9 protein-coding genes, 1 tRNA gene and 2 pseudogenes are annotated in these 13,435 nt (G+C 64.8%); 4 read left to right on the top strand and 8 right to left on the bottom strand.

Translation table 11 applies throughout. The features are described 5' to 3' along the window. Positions 1–96, bottom strand: a pseudogene (locus G3N97_RS39465) (ATPase); the annotation flags it as partial. A 213-nt stretch (positions 97–309) separates the two neighbouring features. On the opposite strand from G3N97_RS39465, the gene G3N97_RS16930 reads away from it, so the two are divergent. Next, positions 310–948: a DNA-3-methyladenine glycosylase I gene (locus tag G3N97_RS16930; protein WP_346778078.1), complete on the top strand. Its 639-nt coding sequence runs from the start codon at positions 310–312 to the stop codon at positions 946–948. 151 nt (positions 949–1,099) lie between these two features. On the opposite strand, the gene rpsU is transcribed toward G3N97_RS16930, so the two are convergent. From rpsU to G3N97_RS16900, 6 genes are all read right to left on the bottom strand, one after another. Further along, entirely contained in the window at positions 1,100–1,312 is a 213-nt protein-coding gene (gene rpsU, locus G3N97_RS16925; protein WP_006401410.1) for a 30S ribosomal protein S21, read from the bottom strand. A 415-nt stretch (positions 1,313–1,727) separates the two neighbouring features. Continuing rightward, a complete protein-coding gene (locus G3N97_RS16920; RefSeq protein WP_205994258.1) occupies positions 1,728–2,669 on the bottom strand; it encodes an aldo/keto reductase in 942 nt (313 codons plus the stop codon). Positions 2,670–2,897: 228 nt separating this feature from the next. Further along, the gene (locus tag G3N97_RS16915; RefSeq protein ID WP_205994257.1) at positions 2,898–6,089 is read right to left on the bottom strand and encodes a tetratricopeptide repeat protein; all 3,192 of its coding nucleotides are present in this window, start codon (positions 6,087–6,089) and stop codon (positions 2,898–2,900) included. Positions 6,090–6,380: 291 nt separating this feature from the next. Then, the gene (gene fliT, locus G3N97_RS16910; protein WP_205994256.1) at positions 6,381–6,680 is read right to left on the bottom strand and encodes a flagellar protein FliT; all 300 of its coding nucleotides are present in this window, start codon (positions 6,678–6,680) and stop codon (positions 6,381–6,383) included. Between the two features lie 20 nt (positions 6,681–6,700). Beyond that, positions 6,701–8,287, bottom strand: a complete 1,587-nt coding sequence (gene fliD / locus G3N97_RS16905) for a flagellar filament capping protein FliD (RefSeq protein WP_205994255.1) — start codon at positions 8,285–8,287, stop codon at positions 6,701–6,703. A 157-nt stretch (positions 8,288–8,444) separates the two neighbouring features. After that, on the bottom strand, positions 8,445–9,677 hold the full coding sequence (locus G3N97_RS16900) for a flagellin (protein ID WP_205994254.1): 1,233 nt from the start codon (positions 9,675–9,677) through the stop codon (positions 8,445–8,447). Here G3N97_RS16900 and G3N97_RS16895 point away from each other — a divergent pair. Further along, positions 9,676–9,942: a hypothetical protein gene (locus G3N97_RS16895; protein WP_205994253.1), complete on the top strand. Its 267-nt coding sequence runs from the start codon at positions 9,676–9,678 to the stop codon at positions 9,940–9,942. The genes G3N97_RS16900 and G3N97_RS16895 overlap by 2 nt on opposite strands. A 165-nt stretch (positions 9,943–10,107) precedes the next feature. Next, positions 10,108–12,240, top strand: coding sequence for a tetratricopeptide repeat protein (locus G3N97_RS16890; protein ID WP_205994252.1), 2,133 nt, complete (start codon positions 10,108–10,110; stop codon positions 12,238–12,240). Positions 12,241–12,342: 102 nt separating this feature from the next. Here G3N97_RS16890 and G3N97_RS16885 read toward each other — a convergent pair. Further along, positions 12,343–12,418: transfer RNA gene (locus G3N97_RS16885), tRNA-Arg, on the bottom strand. Positions 12,419–12,892: 474 nt separating this feature from the next. Between G3N97_RS16885 and G3N97_RS16880 the strand changes: the two are divergent. After that, a pseudogene (locus G3N97_RS16880) lies at positions 12,893–13,342 on the top strand (c-type cytochrome); the annotation flags it as partial. Positions 13,343–13,435 lie beyond the last annotated feature (93 nt).

Below are 13,435 nucleotides of genomic sequence, written 5' to 3'. Positions count from 1 at the left end.
TGCGCGCGCGACCTCCACGCCCTGCGCGTTGCCGAGCGCGACGCGCGTGCCGGTGCCGCCGCCGTCCACGCCGATCAACCAGGTATCTGTCTGCATAGTGTGTTTGCCGCGCCGCGCGCGCCGTTGAATGTCGAATCGAGGGTGAAGCGATGGACCGCGTCGCCGCAAAATCCCGCCGTGCCGCAGAGACTAACGGCTTGGCGCGGTTCGCACAATTAGCCGGATGGCCAGGTGGCGCGGCGAGCCCGATCCGCTATGCTTGGCGCGATCGGATATCACCGCACGCGCCACCGGCCAGGAGAATTCACCGTGACACACCGCTGCAACTGGGTGACGAGCGACGCACTCGCGCAATACCACGACGAAGAGTGGGGCGTGCCCTCGCGCGACGACCAGCACCTCTACGAAATGCTCATCCTCGAAGGCGCGCAGGCCGGGCTGTCGTGGTCCACGATCCTCAACAAGCGCGAAGGTTATCGCCGCGCATTCGCGGGATTCGACGTCGACAAGGTTGCGCGCTTCACGCCGAAGCACGTCGAAGCGCTCATGCAGGACGCGTCGATCGTGCGCAATCGCGCCAAGATCGAGTCGGCCATCCTCAACGCACGCGCCGTGCAGCAGATTCGCGCGGAGCACGGTTCGCTCGCACAGTTCATCTGGTCATTCGTCGACGACACGCCCATTCAGAACGATCTCGCGTCGTATCGCGACGCGCCCACCTCCACGGAAATCTCGGACGCGCTCAGCAAGGCGCTCAAGAAATACGGCTGCAAGTTCATCGGCACGACCATCTGCTATGCGTTCATGCAGGCGGTCGGCATGGTGAACGACCACGAACGCGATTGCAGTTGTCGCGACGCGTGCGCCGCGCTCGGCGGCGTGAAGCCCAAAGCGAAGACGAAGAGCAAAGCCGCAACTGCGAAATCGCGCACGCAGGCCACGACCTGAGCGTATTCCAGGCGTGATGATTGAATATCGGGACGGATAAACCAGCGGCGAGACAGCGCGAGAAAAATCGCGCAGAAATGCAAACGGCGGCGCAGCTTCTTGCGAAGCATGCGCCGCCGTCTGGCGGAACGCAGAAGCGTTGAAAAAGCTCTTAGTGGAGCTTCTTCGGCAGCATCTGGCTGCGCAGGCGCTTGTGCAGGCGCTTGACTGCAGCTGCCTTCTTGCGCTTACGCACGGCCGTCGGCTTTTCGTACGATTGGCGCTCACGCAGTTCAGCGATCAGGCCGTTCTTTTCGATTGCGCGGCGGAAGCGGCGGATAGCCACTTCAAACGGCTCGTTTTCCTTCAGAAGAATCGTCGTCATGTATTTCCTAACTCAAACACTTGATATGTTCAAAGGCGCGAATGTCGAATGACGTTTCGCGCGCCGGCCCTCCGGTCGTTCGCCACTTTGGGGCTGAACGAGAGGCAAGGCGGCCACGGAGGCCGGAAAAGAGAAGTAGGGGGTTCACAGCGGAACGCGATCAGGTTGACCTTGCTGCAACACACCTGACCGCCGGTTTGCGGCCGCCAACAGTAACGAACACGGCAACAAAACAGGCAAAGATCTCAATTCACTCTCAATGATATCAGGAAAATATCCAGCAGACCACACTTTCTTGATTCTACTCAGTGACTTGCGTGGCGGGCGGCCTCTGGCGCGCCCGCCATGTCCGTTAGGACACCTGGATTAACCGGCCGGCGCGGCGCGCGCCGGTTTCGGCTCATCCGGATGGCCGTCAGGCGCTCGCTTCGTTGAGCGCCTGGATATCCGCCGGGTCCAGTTTCAGCTGCACTGCCGCCACGAGGCTCTCCAGCTGTTCGAGCGACGTCGCGCTGGCGATCGGCGCCGTAATGCTCGGGCGCGCGATCAGCCACGCGAGCGCCACGGCCGCGAGCGTGCTGCCGTGGCGATCCGCCACGAAATCCAGCGCCGCGAGAATGCGGATGCCGCGATGATCCAGATACTTCTCCACACGCGAGCCGCGCGCGCTCTTCGACAGATCCTCGCGCGACCGGTACTTGCCCGACAGAAAGCCGCTTGCGAGGCTGTAATAGGGCACGACCGCGACCTGCTGAGCCAGCGCAACGGGTTCCAGATCGGCTTCATAGGCGGCGCGGTCGTACAGGTTGTACTCCGGCTGCATGATCTGGTACTTCGGCAAGTTGTGCTTCTGCGAGACGGCGAGGGCTTCCTCGATGCGCGCGCCCGTGTAGTTCGACGCGCCCGCCACACGAATCTTGCCGGCGTCGATCAGCCGCTGGTACGCGCCCAGCGTTTCTTCGAGCGGCACCTTCTGGTCGTCTTCGTGCGAGAAATACACGTCGATGTAATCGGTCTGCAAGCGGCGCAGCGAATCTTCGACGGCGGCTTCGATATTCGCGGCCGACAGTCCCGGATGGCGCGGCCACTTGGCGACCTTGGTGGCGATCACAACCTTGTCGCGCTTGCCGCTGCGCGCGAGCCATTTGCCGATGATCGTCTCTGACTCGCCGCCCTCGTTGCCCGGCACCCAGGCGGAGTAGACGTCGGCGGTATCGATGAAATTCAGGCCCGCGTCCGTGAACGCGTCGAGAATCGAGAACGAGGTGGCTTCGTCGGCGGTCCAGCCGAACACGTTGCCGCCGAACATCAGCGGTGCGACCTGCAAGGCGGAAGTGCCGATCCTGCGTTGTTCCATGGTGGCTCCAGAGAGGGGAGAAAGCGAACGGCGGGACCTCCGCGCGCGCAGAGGCCCGAAGCGCAAAAGCATACGCCGCCTCGCGCCTGGCTGCAGCGCGCTGCGGCGACGCTGCGTCCCGGCCTCCCGGCGTCCCAGTGTCGTTTCTCTCCCTCTCTGGCAATCTCCGTAGACGCCGCCCGTCAGGCGACGGTGCGTCCACGGCGCCCGCTCCCTGCTCGCAGCCGCTTAGCTGCCGTACTTCTGCAGATACAGATCGCGCGACTCGCGCCAGCTCGCGTTGTCGCAACCGCCCTTGCTTTCGTGCACCACGCTCAGCGGGCAGGTCCCCATGCGCACGCCCTTCGCTTCCGCCTGGCGGCAGAAGTCCATGTCGTAGAAATGGAACTTGAACTGCTCATCGAAACGCAGATCGTGGCGCATGAGCGTCTCGCTATCGACGATCAGCAGCAGACCGTCGAGGAGCTTGCATTCCTTGCCGGACGGCCCGAACGCCAGCACGTTGTCGCTCGGAAAACCGTTGCCGTGCGCGACAGTGCCGCTCAGATATTTGCGCTCGTCCTGCTTCATGTCCGCGGTGTAGCACCAGGCCAACTGGCCCGGCATGCGGCGCACATTGCCCGCCAGACCCGCGACGTCGAAACGTTGAATCGCATCGAGCACGCGGTCGGCCCAGAAGACATCGGTGAGCCAGACGTCGTCGTGAATGAACACGAGAATCGCCGGATTGCGTTTCGCATCCGCGATTGCCGCGTTATAGATGCTCGACAGACCGTGCGCGTTGTTGTCGAACAGCTGGAGCTGGACGTTCTGCATGTGCGCGAAGAGCTTCAGCGAACGGCCGAGCGCGGCCTTCTCGTGAAATTGCTCACGGCTGAGGCGCGTCCCGCACACGAAGCGGATGGGCTTCACGCCCGGCGTGCTGGCCGCGTCTTTGGCGATCGAAACGATCGGCGCGACGATGGGCTTGCTGCGCGCTTGCGGTTCCGCGACCGGTTTTTCCTGCTCGACCGGCTGCGGCGCGACGGGCGCTTGCTCGACCGGCGCTTGCGGCGCCACTTCATCGGCCCGCTTTTCTGCCGACGGCAACGCGTGCACTTCGAAATGCTCGGGCGCGAGGCCAGCGCACCAGCGCTGCCACATGATGCGGAATGCGCGTGCCGCAGCGTTGGAAATCGCTTCGGCGTCGATCAGGACCGACTGCCGGCAAAACTCGCGAAGCTCGCTGCGCACGATCGCCAGCGCTTCCGGATCGGCGGCCAGCATGGCGCACTTGCGCACGAAATCGTCCTTGTCCTGCGCGACGAACGGCGCATCGATGCCGAGGTGCGAAAGCCAACCCGTGCTGCTGCGGCTCGCCATCGAGTCGCCGGGCAGCGTCATGGTCGGCACGCCCATCCACAGCGCCTGCATCGTGGTGGTCGAATTGCCGAACGGGAAAGTGTCGAGACAGACGTCGATCACGTTGTGCTGCCGCAGATAATCCGTGACGCCCGCGCGTCTCAGGAAGCTGATGCGTTCGACGTCGACGCCTTCGTCGGCGAACATCTGCGTCAGCTTCATCATCTGATCCTGGGCCGCCACCGCGCCCATGACGAGGCGCGAGCCCGGCACTTCGCGCAGCACGCGCGCCCAGAGCGCGACGACGTCCTTGCTGATCTTGACGATCCGGCTGAAGCTGCCGAACGTCATATAGCCGTTCTTCAGGGCTGGCAGTTCGTTGACGTCCGGCGCGTCCGGGTGCGGCTTGAACGGCGCGAGCGCGGGCAGGAACACCAGCTTTTCCGAGAAGCGGCTCTCGAATTCCTCGAACGGTGTGACGAAACGGTCCGACAGGTAATAGTCGACGGAATCGAGACCCGTCGTCGACGGATTGCCGATCCAGCTCGCCTGAATCGGCGCGGGTTTGTGCGCGAAGGCGACGAGCAGGTTGCGGCCGGTGTGGCCGGACAGGTCGATGAGAATGTCGATGCGGTCGTCGCGGATCTTCTTCACCACCGCGTCATTCGACATGCCGAAGACTTCGTTCCACGTCTGCGCATGAGGACGCAGGCGTTCGGTGAACGCGTCGCGGACCATGTAGTTCGAATAGATGTGCAGCGACAGGCTGGGATCGCGCGCCAGATGTTCCAGCACCGACAGGAAGAAGTAGGCAACCGGGTGATTGATCAGGTCGCCCGACACGAAGCCGATCCGCAGCACGCGCGACGGATCGCGATCGTTGCTGTGGGGAAGCCAGTGTTTGCGCAACGGCGCTTCCTGACGCGCCGCAAACTCGCGGAATTCGGCAAATGCACTGGCCGCCGGGAAATTCGGCTTGTGCATCAGGTAGAACAGCAGATTGCTGTGCGTGGACGCCAACGTCGGCGCGAGTGCGAGCGCACGGCGATACGTGGCTTCCGATTCATCGAACAGCCCGTGCTTGCCCAACGCCGTCGCGAGCGCATCGAGTTCAATGGGGTTGTTCGGCGCCAGTTCCACCGCGCGGCGCATATGCTCGAACCCTTCTTCGATCAGACCCAGTTCCTGCAAGGCGGAACCTAGGTTCCGATGCAGCAGGGCGTTGTCCGGGTACTTTTCGATCACCTTCTTGCAATGTTCCGCGGCGCGCCCGTACTGACGCGCGACCACGAGGCGGTCGGCCAGCATCAGTTGCACGATGAGGTTGTTGGGCAGCAGACGCGCGGCATGCGCAATGGCGTCGACGGCCTCGCTGTAGTGCCCCGAGCCTTGCAGGGCGCGCCCCAGTTCCAGCCAGCACTCTCCGTGCGCGGGGTACTGCTGCGTCAGACGGCGCCCGACCTTCACCGCCACATCCAGTTTCCCGCTACTGATGAGTTGCTGGATCTGGCGCATCTCCTTGGCGCTCGCTCGCCGCACGTCGAGTTTTACGCGATTGTCCGATTCGGCTTCTTCGTCGCCCTCTTCGTCGGCGTTTGCGGCGGCTTCGGGATCGGATTCAGGCTCGGGCGCGACTTCGGGCTCAGGCTCGGCCGCAACCGGCAGTTCCTCGCCATTGATCCGCGCGCGCAGCGCCCGAACGGCGTCATCGGGCAGCCCGTTCTGTCGCGCGAGATCGAGCGCCATACCCGCCGCCTCGGTCTGCGCGCTCGCGACCAGCGCGTTGATGTAATAGACCCAGATCTGCCCATTCTTCGGCACCTGACCGAGCGCCGCCTCGAAATGCGGCACGGCATCGGCGGGCCGGCCCGTCTGCATGTAGAGAACGCCGAGATGGTAGTGCGCGTCGGCGTGATCGTTCGCGGCTTGCAGGATCGCCCGATAAATCGCGGCCGCCTCGTCGTATTCCTGACGTTGGTGCAGCTCGACCGCGCGCTGCATGGCGAGCGCGATGTCGTTCTTGGCCGACGATTCGGCGGCGAGCGCGGAGGGGCGGTCCGGAGTGAGGAAAGCTGTCATGACAGAGAGCGCGCGTGCGTCGGAAAGTCGGAATGGTGAAATTATGGGGGGCCGCCCAGCGCGCCGATGGCCCGAGCTAACGGCAAAACGGGCGTCAATTTGCCGGTAAAGCGGCGTCTCGCGTGCCGCGTCCTGCGCGATTGCGCGAATGCGCCGCCGGCCGCTGCCGATAATGGCGCACGATCATCCGAACCGCGCCGTGGCAACGGCCAAAAGCGGCGGACAAAGAAAAAGCCCGCATGAAGCGGGCTTCGGGATAGCGGCTGGCGTCGCCTGGACGCTGCGCTGCTGTCAGTAGCGCGCCACGCTCAGATAGCGTCCGGCATTGCGGCTCGCCTGCATGTTCGCCTGATACTCGCTGCCGAGCGCGACCTGCGCGGAGCGCGCGGCTTCGACGATGCGTGCGTCGATCTCGTAAATCGCCCGCAGACGCGCCATGAATTCCTGCGGCGGCTGCGCGCCGAGCGACATCAGCAGCGGCGAGCGTTCCATCGCAAGCTGCGTCGCGCGCTCCCACTCGCCGACGGCGGCCGCCTGCTCGAGGTCCTTCGTCATCGCCCAGATGCGCTCGATCGTGCTTGCGTTCTGCATGGTTCGCTCCCTGCCGGGTGTTAGCTCTTGTTGGTGGCCAGCGCACCTGCGCTGTTGGTGCCGCCGAACAATTGCGTGAGGTACTGCGAGTTGTTGTTCATCGTCGCCATCAGCGTGTCGAGCGCGGAGAACTTCTCCGTGTACATGCTGGTGAGCTGGGCCTGCCACGAAGTGAGCTGCGTCTGCTGGTTCGTGAGGCTCGTCAGGTCGGCGTTGATGGCGTCCGTCCGGTTCTGGATGATACCGCCGGACGACGTGTAGTTCGTGATGCTGTCGTCGAGCTGCGCGGCGATGCCGGTCGTCGGATTGAACAGCGACGCCACGACCGACTGGTTGTTCTGCAGCGCATTGCTGAGCGTCGTGTCGTCGACCGACAGCGTGCCGTCCGCCTGCAGCGTGATGCCGATCGCGGCCAGCGTCGACTTCGCCGTGCCGCTGCCCACGCCGCTGCCCACGATCTTCGCGAGCTGATTCTGGATCATGTTGACCGTCGAATCGCCGAGCAGCACGCCCTGCGAAGTCGAGGTCGACGAGTACGCCGTCAGCGAATTCACCGTCGTGACGAGCGTGTTGTAGAGCGTGACGAAATTGTCGATCGCCGCGGATTCCGCGCTGGTGTCCTGCGCGATCGTCAGCGTCTGCGTCGTGCCGACCGCCGCCGACGTGAGATTCACCGTCACGCCGGTCAACGCCGAAGTCACGGCATTCGTGTCGCTGCTCACGCCCACGCCGCCAAGCGTGAAGTAGGCGTTCTGCGCGGCCTGCGTCTGCGTCCAGCCCGAACCGGAAATGGTCGACTGGCTGGGGTTATAGGTCTTGCCGCTGCTGTCCGTCGCGGTGAGGTCGCTGGCGCTCGAAATCGTGCCGCCGGCGGTCGTCGTCACGGCGAGATTGTTCAGCGCGTCGGCGTTGCCGCTCGAATCGGTATTGGTGTCGCTGACCTTGATGCTGATGCCGTTCGACGCGCCGGTCGAGGACGATTGCAGCACCAGGTGGGCGCCGTCCGAGCCGGTCACCACGGTGGCGATCACGCCAGGATTGTCGCTGGCCGAATTGATCGCCGACGCGATGCCCGCGACCGTGCTGTTCGAGCTGTTCAGGCTGATCGTGCTGGACTTGCCGTTGACGGTGAGCGTCATCGTCGCCGGGCCGGAAGCCAGGCTCGTGGTCGCGGTGTAGCCCGCCGAGGTGAGCACCTGGGTCGCGGCGACCTGCGAAACGTTGAGCGAGTACGAACCCGCGACTGCGCCGGTGGTCGCCGATGCGGTCACGCCGGTGCCGCTCAGCGTCGAGGAAAACGTACCGAGCGTCGCGCCGTCGCTGAGCGGTTCGACGGCTGCCTGCAACGCGGAAAGTGCCGCGGAGAGCGTGCCGTAGGCCGAGATCAGCGTGTTGTCCTGCGTCTGCGTGGCGGCGATGGTCGCAGCCTGGCCAGCAGTCTTCGCATTGACGAGCGCAGTCACGAGCGAATTGGTGTCCATCGACGAATTCGTCGAGCCGCTGATGATCGACTGGGCGGCTGACTGCACCGTTGCGTTGGCGGCGGCTGTCGTGGTGGCGACGGCACTCGCGATCGCGCTGGTGGTGGATCCGGTTACGGTGGACATGAAAAGGCTCCGTGCGTCGGCAAGGCGGGTTAGCGCGGTTTAACGTGCGGTTTGAAAACGGTGATGCTGGAAACGACAATCGGGAGGCGAGCCTCCCGACGGGTGCACGGCCGGCGCGCATCAAACCGCGCGCCGGGTGCCTGCAGCCGGAAGCGCCTTACTGGAGGAGCTTCAGGATCTGCTGCGGCTGCGAGTTCGCTTGTGCCAGCACCGAGATACCAGCTTGTTGCAGAACTTGAGCCTTGCTCAGGTTCGCCGTTTCCTGCGCGAAGTCCGCGTCCTGGATCGACGACTGTGCGCTTGCCAGGTCGGTCGACTGAGCTTGCTGCGTCGAGCCGATTGCGCTGAAGCGGTTTTGTGCCGCGCCGAGCGTTGCCTGCAGGTTGTTCAACGTGGTCAGCGCGTTGTCGATCGATTCCATCGCCATGCTTGCGCCGCTCGCCGTGCTGATGTCGATATCCGACACCTTCGACGTCGAGTTGAGGTAGTCGATCTGCGAGCCGACTGCAACTTCCGACGCCGAGCTGAAGCCGACGCCCGAGCTTGCGCCCGCCATGGCCGTGTCGATCGCTGCCGCGAAGTTCGAACCTGCGCTACCAGCCGATGCTGCGCTGGAGTCGATAACCGCGTTGCCTGCCGAATCCGAGCTCACGCCTGCGCTCGAGAACCCAGCCGAAACGTCGGCGTACTTGATAGCCTGGTTGTTCTGGTCCGTCAGCGTGAAACCGCCGCTGCCGTCCGAGATCACGTTGATCGTCGTGATCACTGCTGCGCCTGCGCCTGCCGACGTCGAACCGCCGTCCGAGCTCAGCGCGCCGGTCGAGTCGAGCGACAGGTTCGTGAACGAACCCAGCGTGTTGCCAGCTTGCGGCACGCCCGTACCCAGCTTCGCTGCCGACATGTCTTGCGACAGGTTCAGGGTGATTGCCTGGCCGACGTTTGCGCCGACCTGGAACGTCACGCTGCCCATCGAACCGTCGAGCAGGTTCATGCCGTTGTACGTCGTTTGCGACGCAATACGGTTCACTTCCGAGATCTGCTGCGACACTTCCTTCTGGAGTGCTGCACGATCGTCGTCGGTCATCGAGCCGTTCGCTGCTTGCGTAGCGAGCTGGCGGATACGTTGCAGGCTGCTCGTCAGCGAAGCCAGACCGCTCGATGCGGTTTGGACCATCGACGTACCGTCGTTCGAGTTCGACACGCCTTGATTCAGACCGTTGATCTGGGTCTGCATGATGTTCGAGATCGCCAGACCTGCTGCATCGTCCGCTGCGCTGTTGATGCGCTTGCCCGACGAGAGGCGCGTGATCGCCTGCGAAAGTGCGCTACCCGAGCCCGTCAGATTCTGCTGCGAGACGAGCGAGTTGATGTTGGTATTGATTCCAAGCATGGATATTCTCCAGATGGGGCCAGTCAGCCCTGGTAACGGCAGCGGTGCGATGGCCGGCCGCCTTGTTTGTGATAACGACCCTGGCCGGAAAATCTTTAGCACCTTCCTGAATCTTGCTTGCAGGGGAACCGCGCCATCCCCGCCGATGCGCCGCGTGGCGGGCTTTCCCGGCGATCGCACCGTGCTCGACGAAGATGCGTGCCGATGGCTTCCTGATACGGTTTTATATGCAGCAATGCGAATTGCGTATTTGAAACGCCATTGACATCGCATTGCTCCGGCATTCGTCCGGCATTCACCTTACAGCCTGAAAACCGATTAACGCGCCGCGCGCGATTGCCGGAATTAGGCGGTGGTCCGCGCTCAATTCCGGCCGCCGCCGCGCGCGCGCTTCGCTTAATCTGGGCGTCCTCCTCCTGCCTCGACCACCGTGACCGCAACACGCTCACCCCTCCACTCGCACGACGCCATCCTGCGCGACGCCACGACGCTCTGCGCCGGCCAGCAATTCGCCGACGCCCTGGCCCTGCTCGCGCCGATCGTCGGCGAAACGGCGAGCCTTGACGACGCCGCGCTCGCGCACGCGCTCCATCTCGCCGCCACGTGCGCGTCGGGTGCGGGCCAGTTCGAACAGGCGAAAGCGTTCTGGGTGCGCTGTATTGAAGCGGCGCCGGATTTCGCGGAGGGTTATCGCGGGCTGGGCGCGACGCTGGCGCAACTCGGCCAGCTCGGCGATGCGCAAGCCGCCTATGAACGTCTCGCCGAGCTGCGCCCCGCCGACATCGACGCTCACCATCACCGCGGCCTCGTGTTGCAGCGACTCGGCCGCTACGCCTCGGCGGAGGCCTCGCAACGGGCGGCGCTCGCACTGGAACCGCGACACGTCGGCGCACGCTACCACCTGGGCGCGGTGCTGCACGACCAGCGTCGGCTCGACGACGCCGAAGCGGCGTATCGCGAAGCGCTCGCCGCCGATCCGCAGTGCGCGATGGCGAGCAACAGCCTCGGCAATCTGCTGTGCGAACGCGGGCGTATCGACGAGGCCGAAGAAGCGTATCGTCAGGCGCTGCTCGCGCAGCCGCAGTTCCCCGAGGCGCTGAACAATCTGGCCGCGCTGTTCAAGGCACGCGGCCGTCTGCCCGAAGCCGAACTGGCGTGCCGCCTCGCACTGCAGATGCGCCCCGATTTCGCGGATGCCCTCAACAATCTCGGCTGCGTGTTCACCGCGCTCAAGCGTCTGCCCGAAGCGGAAAACGCCTTCCGGCAAACGCTCGCGCTGCGCCCCGATTTCGCCGACGCGCACTACAACCTCGGCTGCGTGCTGCACACGACGGAGCGAGTGGCCGAAGCCGAATCGGCTTATCGCGAAGCGCTACGGCTCGCTCCGCAGCGCGTCGAAGCGGCCAACAATCTCGGCTGCACGCTGCTCGCGCTCGGACGTCTGCATGACGCGCTCGCCGCGTTTCATCACGCGCTGACGTTGCGCGCCGACATGGCCGAAACGCACTTCAACATCGGCAGCATCATGAAAGAGCTCGGCGAGCTCGCTCACGCCGAAACCGCCTATCGCCGCGCGCTCGCGCTGCGCCCCGATTACGGCGACGCGATGTTCCGGCTCGCGACGCTGCTCATCAGCGTGGGGCGTTTCGAGGAAGGGTTTCTGCTCTACGAATGCCGCTACGGCATGCCCGGTTTCGCGCCGCACGCCACGCAGTCGATGCTGCCTTGCCCGCGCTGGCTGGGCGAGCCGCTGACCGGCAAGACGCTGCTGGTCTGGCAGGAAGACGGACTCGGCGACATGCTGCAGTTCGGCCGTTATCTGCACGCGCTGAAGGCCCTGGGCGCGGCGCGCGTGGCCTTTGCGTGCGTCGCGCCGCTGCATCGCCTGTTCGCGGAGGTCGAAGGCGTCGACGTCGTGCTCAGCCACGAAGCCGCGATCGCGCGCGCCGGCGAATTCGATTGCTGGATCAGTCCGCTGAGCGCACCGCTGCGACTCGGCACCACACTCGACACGATTCCGCCGCCGCTGCGCATCGCGCAGGATCCGTCACGCGTCGAACATTGGCGCGCGCGCCTCGCCGATCTCGGCGCGGGGCATCGCATCGGTCTGGTCTGGAAAGGCAATCCGAAACATCACAACGACGCGCATCGCTCGTTGCCGATGATCAACGCGCTCGCGCCGCTCTGGAGTCTGCCGGGCGTCCAGTTCGTGAGTCTGCAAAAAGGCGCGGGGGAAGACGAGGCGCTGTCCTTGCCCGCGTGCTTTCCGATTCTGCCGCTCGGCGCGGATCTCGACGATTTCACCGACACGGCCGCGCTCATTTCGCAGCTCGATCTCGTGATCTGCGTGGATACGTCGACGGCTCATCTCGCTGCCTCGCTCGGCAAACCGTGCTGGGTACTGCTGCCGTCGTACGACGTCGACTGGCGCTGGATGCATGGCCGCGACGACTCGCCGTGGTATCCGGAGACGGTGCGCCTGTTCAGGCGAGGACGCGAGGAGCCGTGGCCCGCGGTGGTTGAACGCATGCGCGCGGCGTGTGCGGAGTGGCTGGGCGTGTGAGGGGAGCGCAAAAAAACAAAGGCCCCAGGCTTGCGCCATAGGGCCTTGCTTGATGCGGATCGGTGCGGCTTAAAGCGCGAACCCGACGTGATACGCAAATTCTGGCGCGCCCGGCTGGGATCGAACCAGCAACCCCTGCCTTCGGAGGGCAGTACTCTATCCATTGAGCTACGGGCGCGTGACTCGCGCGAACTGGCGTGGAGGAGAAACACCCAGGCTCATTCGTGCGAAAGCGCTGCCAGCCAGACCGCAAAACACGGGGATAGCAGCGCCGTAGAGACCGAGAGGATACCCGGTTTCGATGACAACGTCCACCGCGCGCGGGCCGCCGGGACCGGGCCGGCGGCGTGACGCAAGCACAGCACCCAGGCCCACGCGGGAACCCGTGCGGCGGCACACGCGCCCGATGCGCTATGATCCGACACCTTTTCCACGACAGCCACGCACCACGGCACACGACACACCGCGCCCCACCCCGGCCAGGCGGACAAGACAAGCGCAAAGATGCGGGTAAACGCCCGCTTAAGCGCCCCCGCGCACCGCCACCGGGCGCGAAACCTTGCGTCTATAATCGTTCCTGTTTGATCAATCGCAAGGCCGTTGCCGTCCTGCTGTACCGCTCACCACAATACCAACGGGAGTCGAGACAAGCATGAGCGAAGCACCCCACGGAGCCCCGATCAAAACGCCCGGCCAGTTGATCGCCGCTGTCATCGCCGGGTTTGCCGTCCCTATCGTCATCATCGTTCTGCTCGCCTACTACGTCGACAACACGACGCGCACCGGCGCGGGCACCGACGAACTCTCCGCCCAGCAAGTCGCCTCGCGCATCGCGCCGATCGCCCAGGTGTCGATCCGCGACGCCAACGCGCCGCGCGTCTACAAGACCGGCGAGCAGGTCTACCAGGCCGTCTGTTCCGCCTGCCACGCGAGCGGCGCGGCCGGCGCGCCGAAGTTCGGCAACGCGGGCGACTGGGCGCCGCGCATCGCCCAGGGCTACGACACGCTCTGGCACACCGCGCTCTCCGGCAAGGGCGCGATGCCGCCCAAGGGCGGCTCGAACGCCTCGGACGCCGACGTGAAGGCCGCCGTCGATTACATGGTGAGCGCCGCGAAGTAAGCCGCGCGCCGGCAACTCCGCAGTAAAAACAAAGGGCCGCATCGACATTCGATGCGGCCCTTTCCTGTTCAGCCC

The organism is Paraburkholderia sp. Ac-20347 (genome assembly GCF_017104805.1).
Classification (GTDB): domain Bacteria; phylum Pseudomonadota; class Gammaproteobacteria; order Burkholderiales; family Burkholderiaceae; genus Paraburkholderia; species Paraburkholderia tropica.
The sequence above is the reverse complement of the archived record's forward strand: the minus strand, read 5'-3'. Positions and strand labels throughout refer to the sequence as shown.

Bases quoted from the DNA above. Each gene is read 5' to 3' on its own strand.
- rpsU (WP_006401410.1), bottom strand. From the start codon at position 1,312: ATGACGACGATTCTTCTGAAGGAAAACGAGCCGTTTGAAGTGGCTATC.
- G3N97_RS16920 (WP_205994258.1), bottom strand. From the start codon at position 2,669: ATGGAACAACGCAGGATCGGCACTTCCGCCTTGCAGGTCGCACCGCTG.
- G3N97_RS16915 (WP_205994257.1), bottom strand. From the start codon at position 6,089: ATGACAGCTTTCCTCACTCCGGACCGCCCCTCCGCGCTCGCCGCCGAA.
- fliT (WP_205994256.1), bottom strand. From the start codon at position 6,680: ATGCAGAACGCAAGCACGATCGAGCGCATCTGGGCGATGACGAAGGAC.
- fliD (WP_205994255.1), bottom strand. From the start codon at position 8,287: ATGTCCACCGTAACCGGATCCACCACCAGCGCGATCGCGAGTGCCGTC.
- G3N97_RS16895 (WP_205994253.1), top strand. From the start codon at position 9,676: ATGGATATTCTCCAGATGGGGCCAGTCAGCCCTGGTAACGGCAGCGGT.
- G3N97_RS16900 (WP_205994254.1), bottom strand. From the start codon at position 9,677: ATGCTTGGAATCAATACCAACATCAACTCGCTCGTCTCGCAGCAGAAT.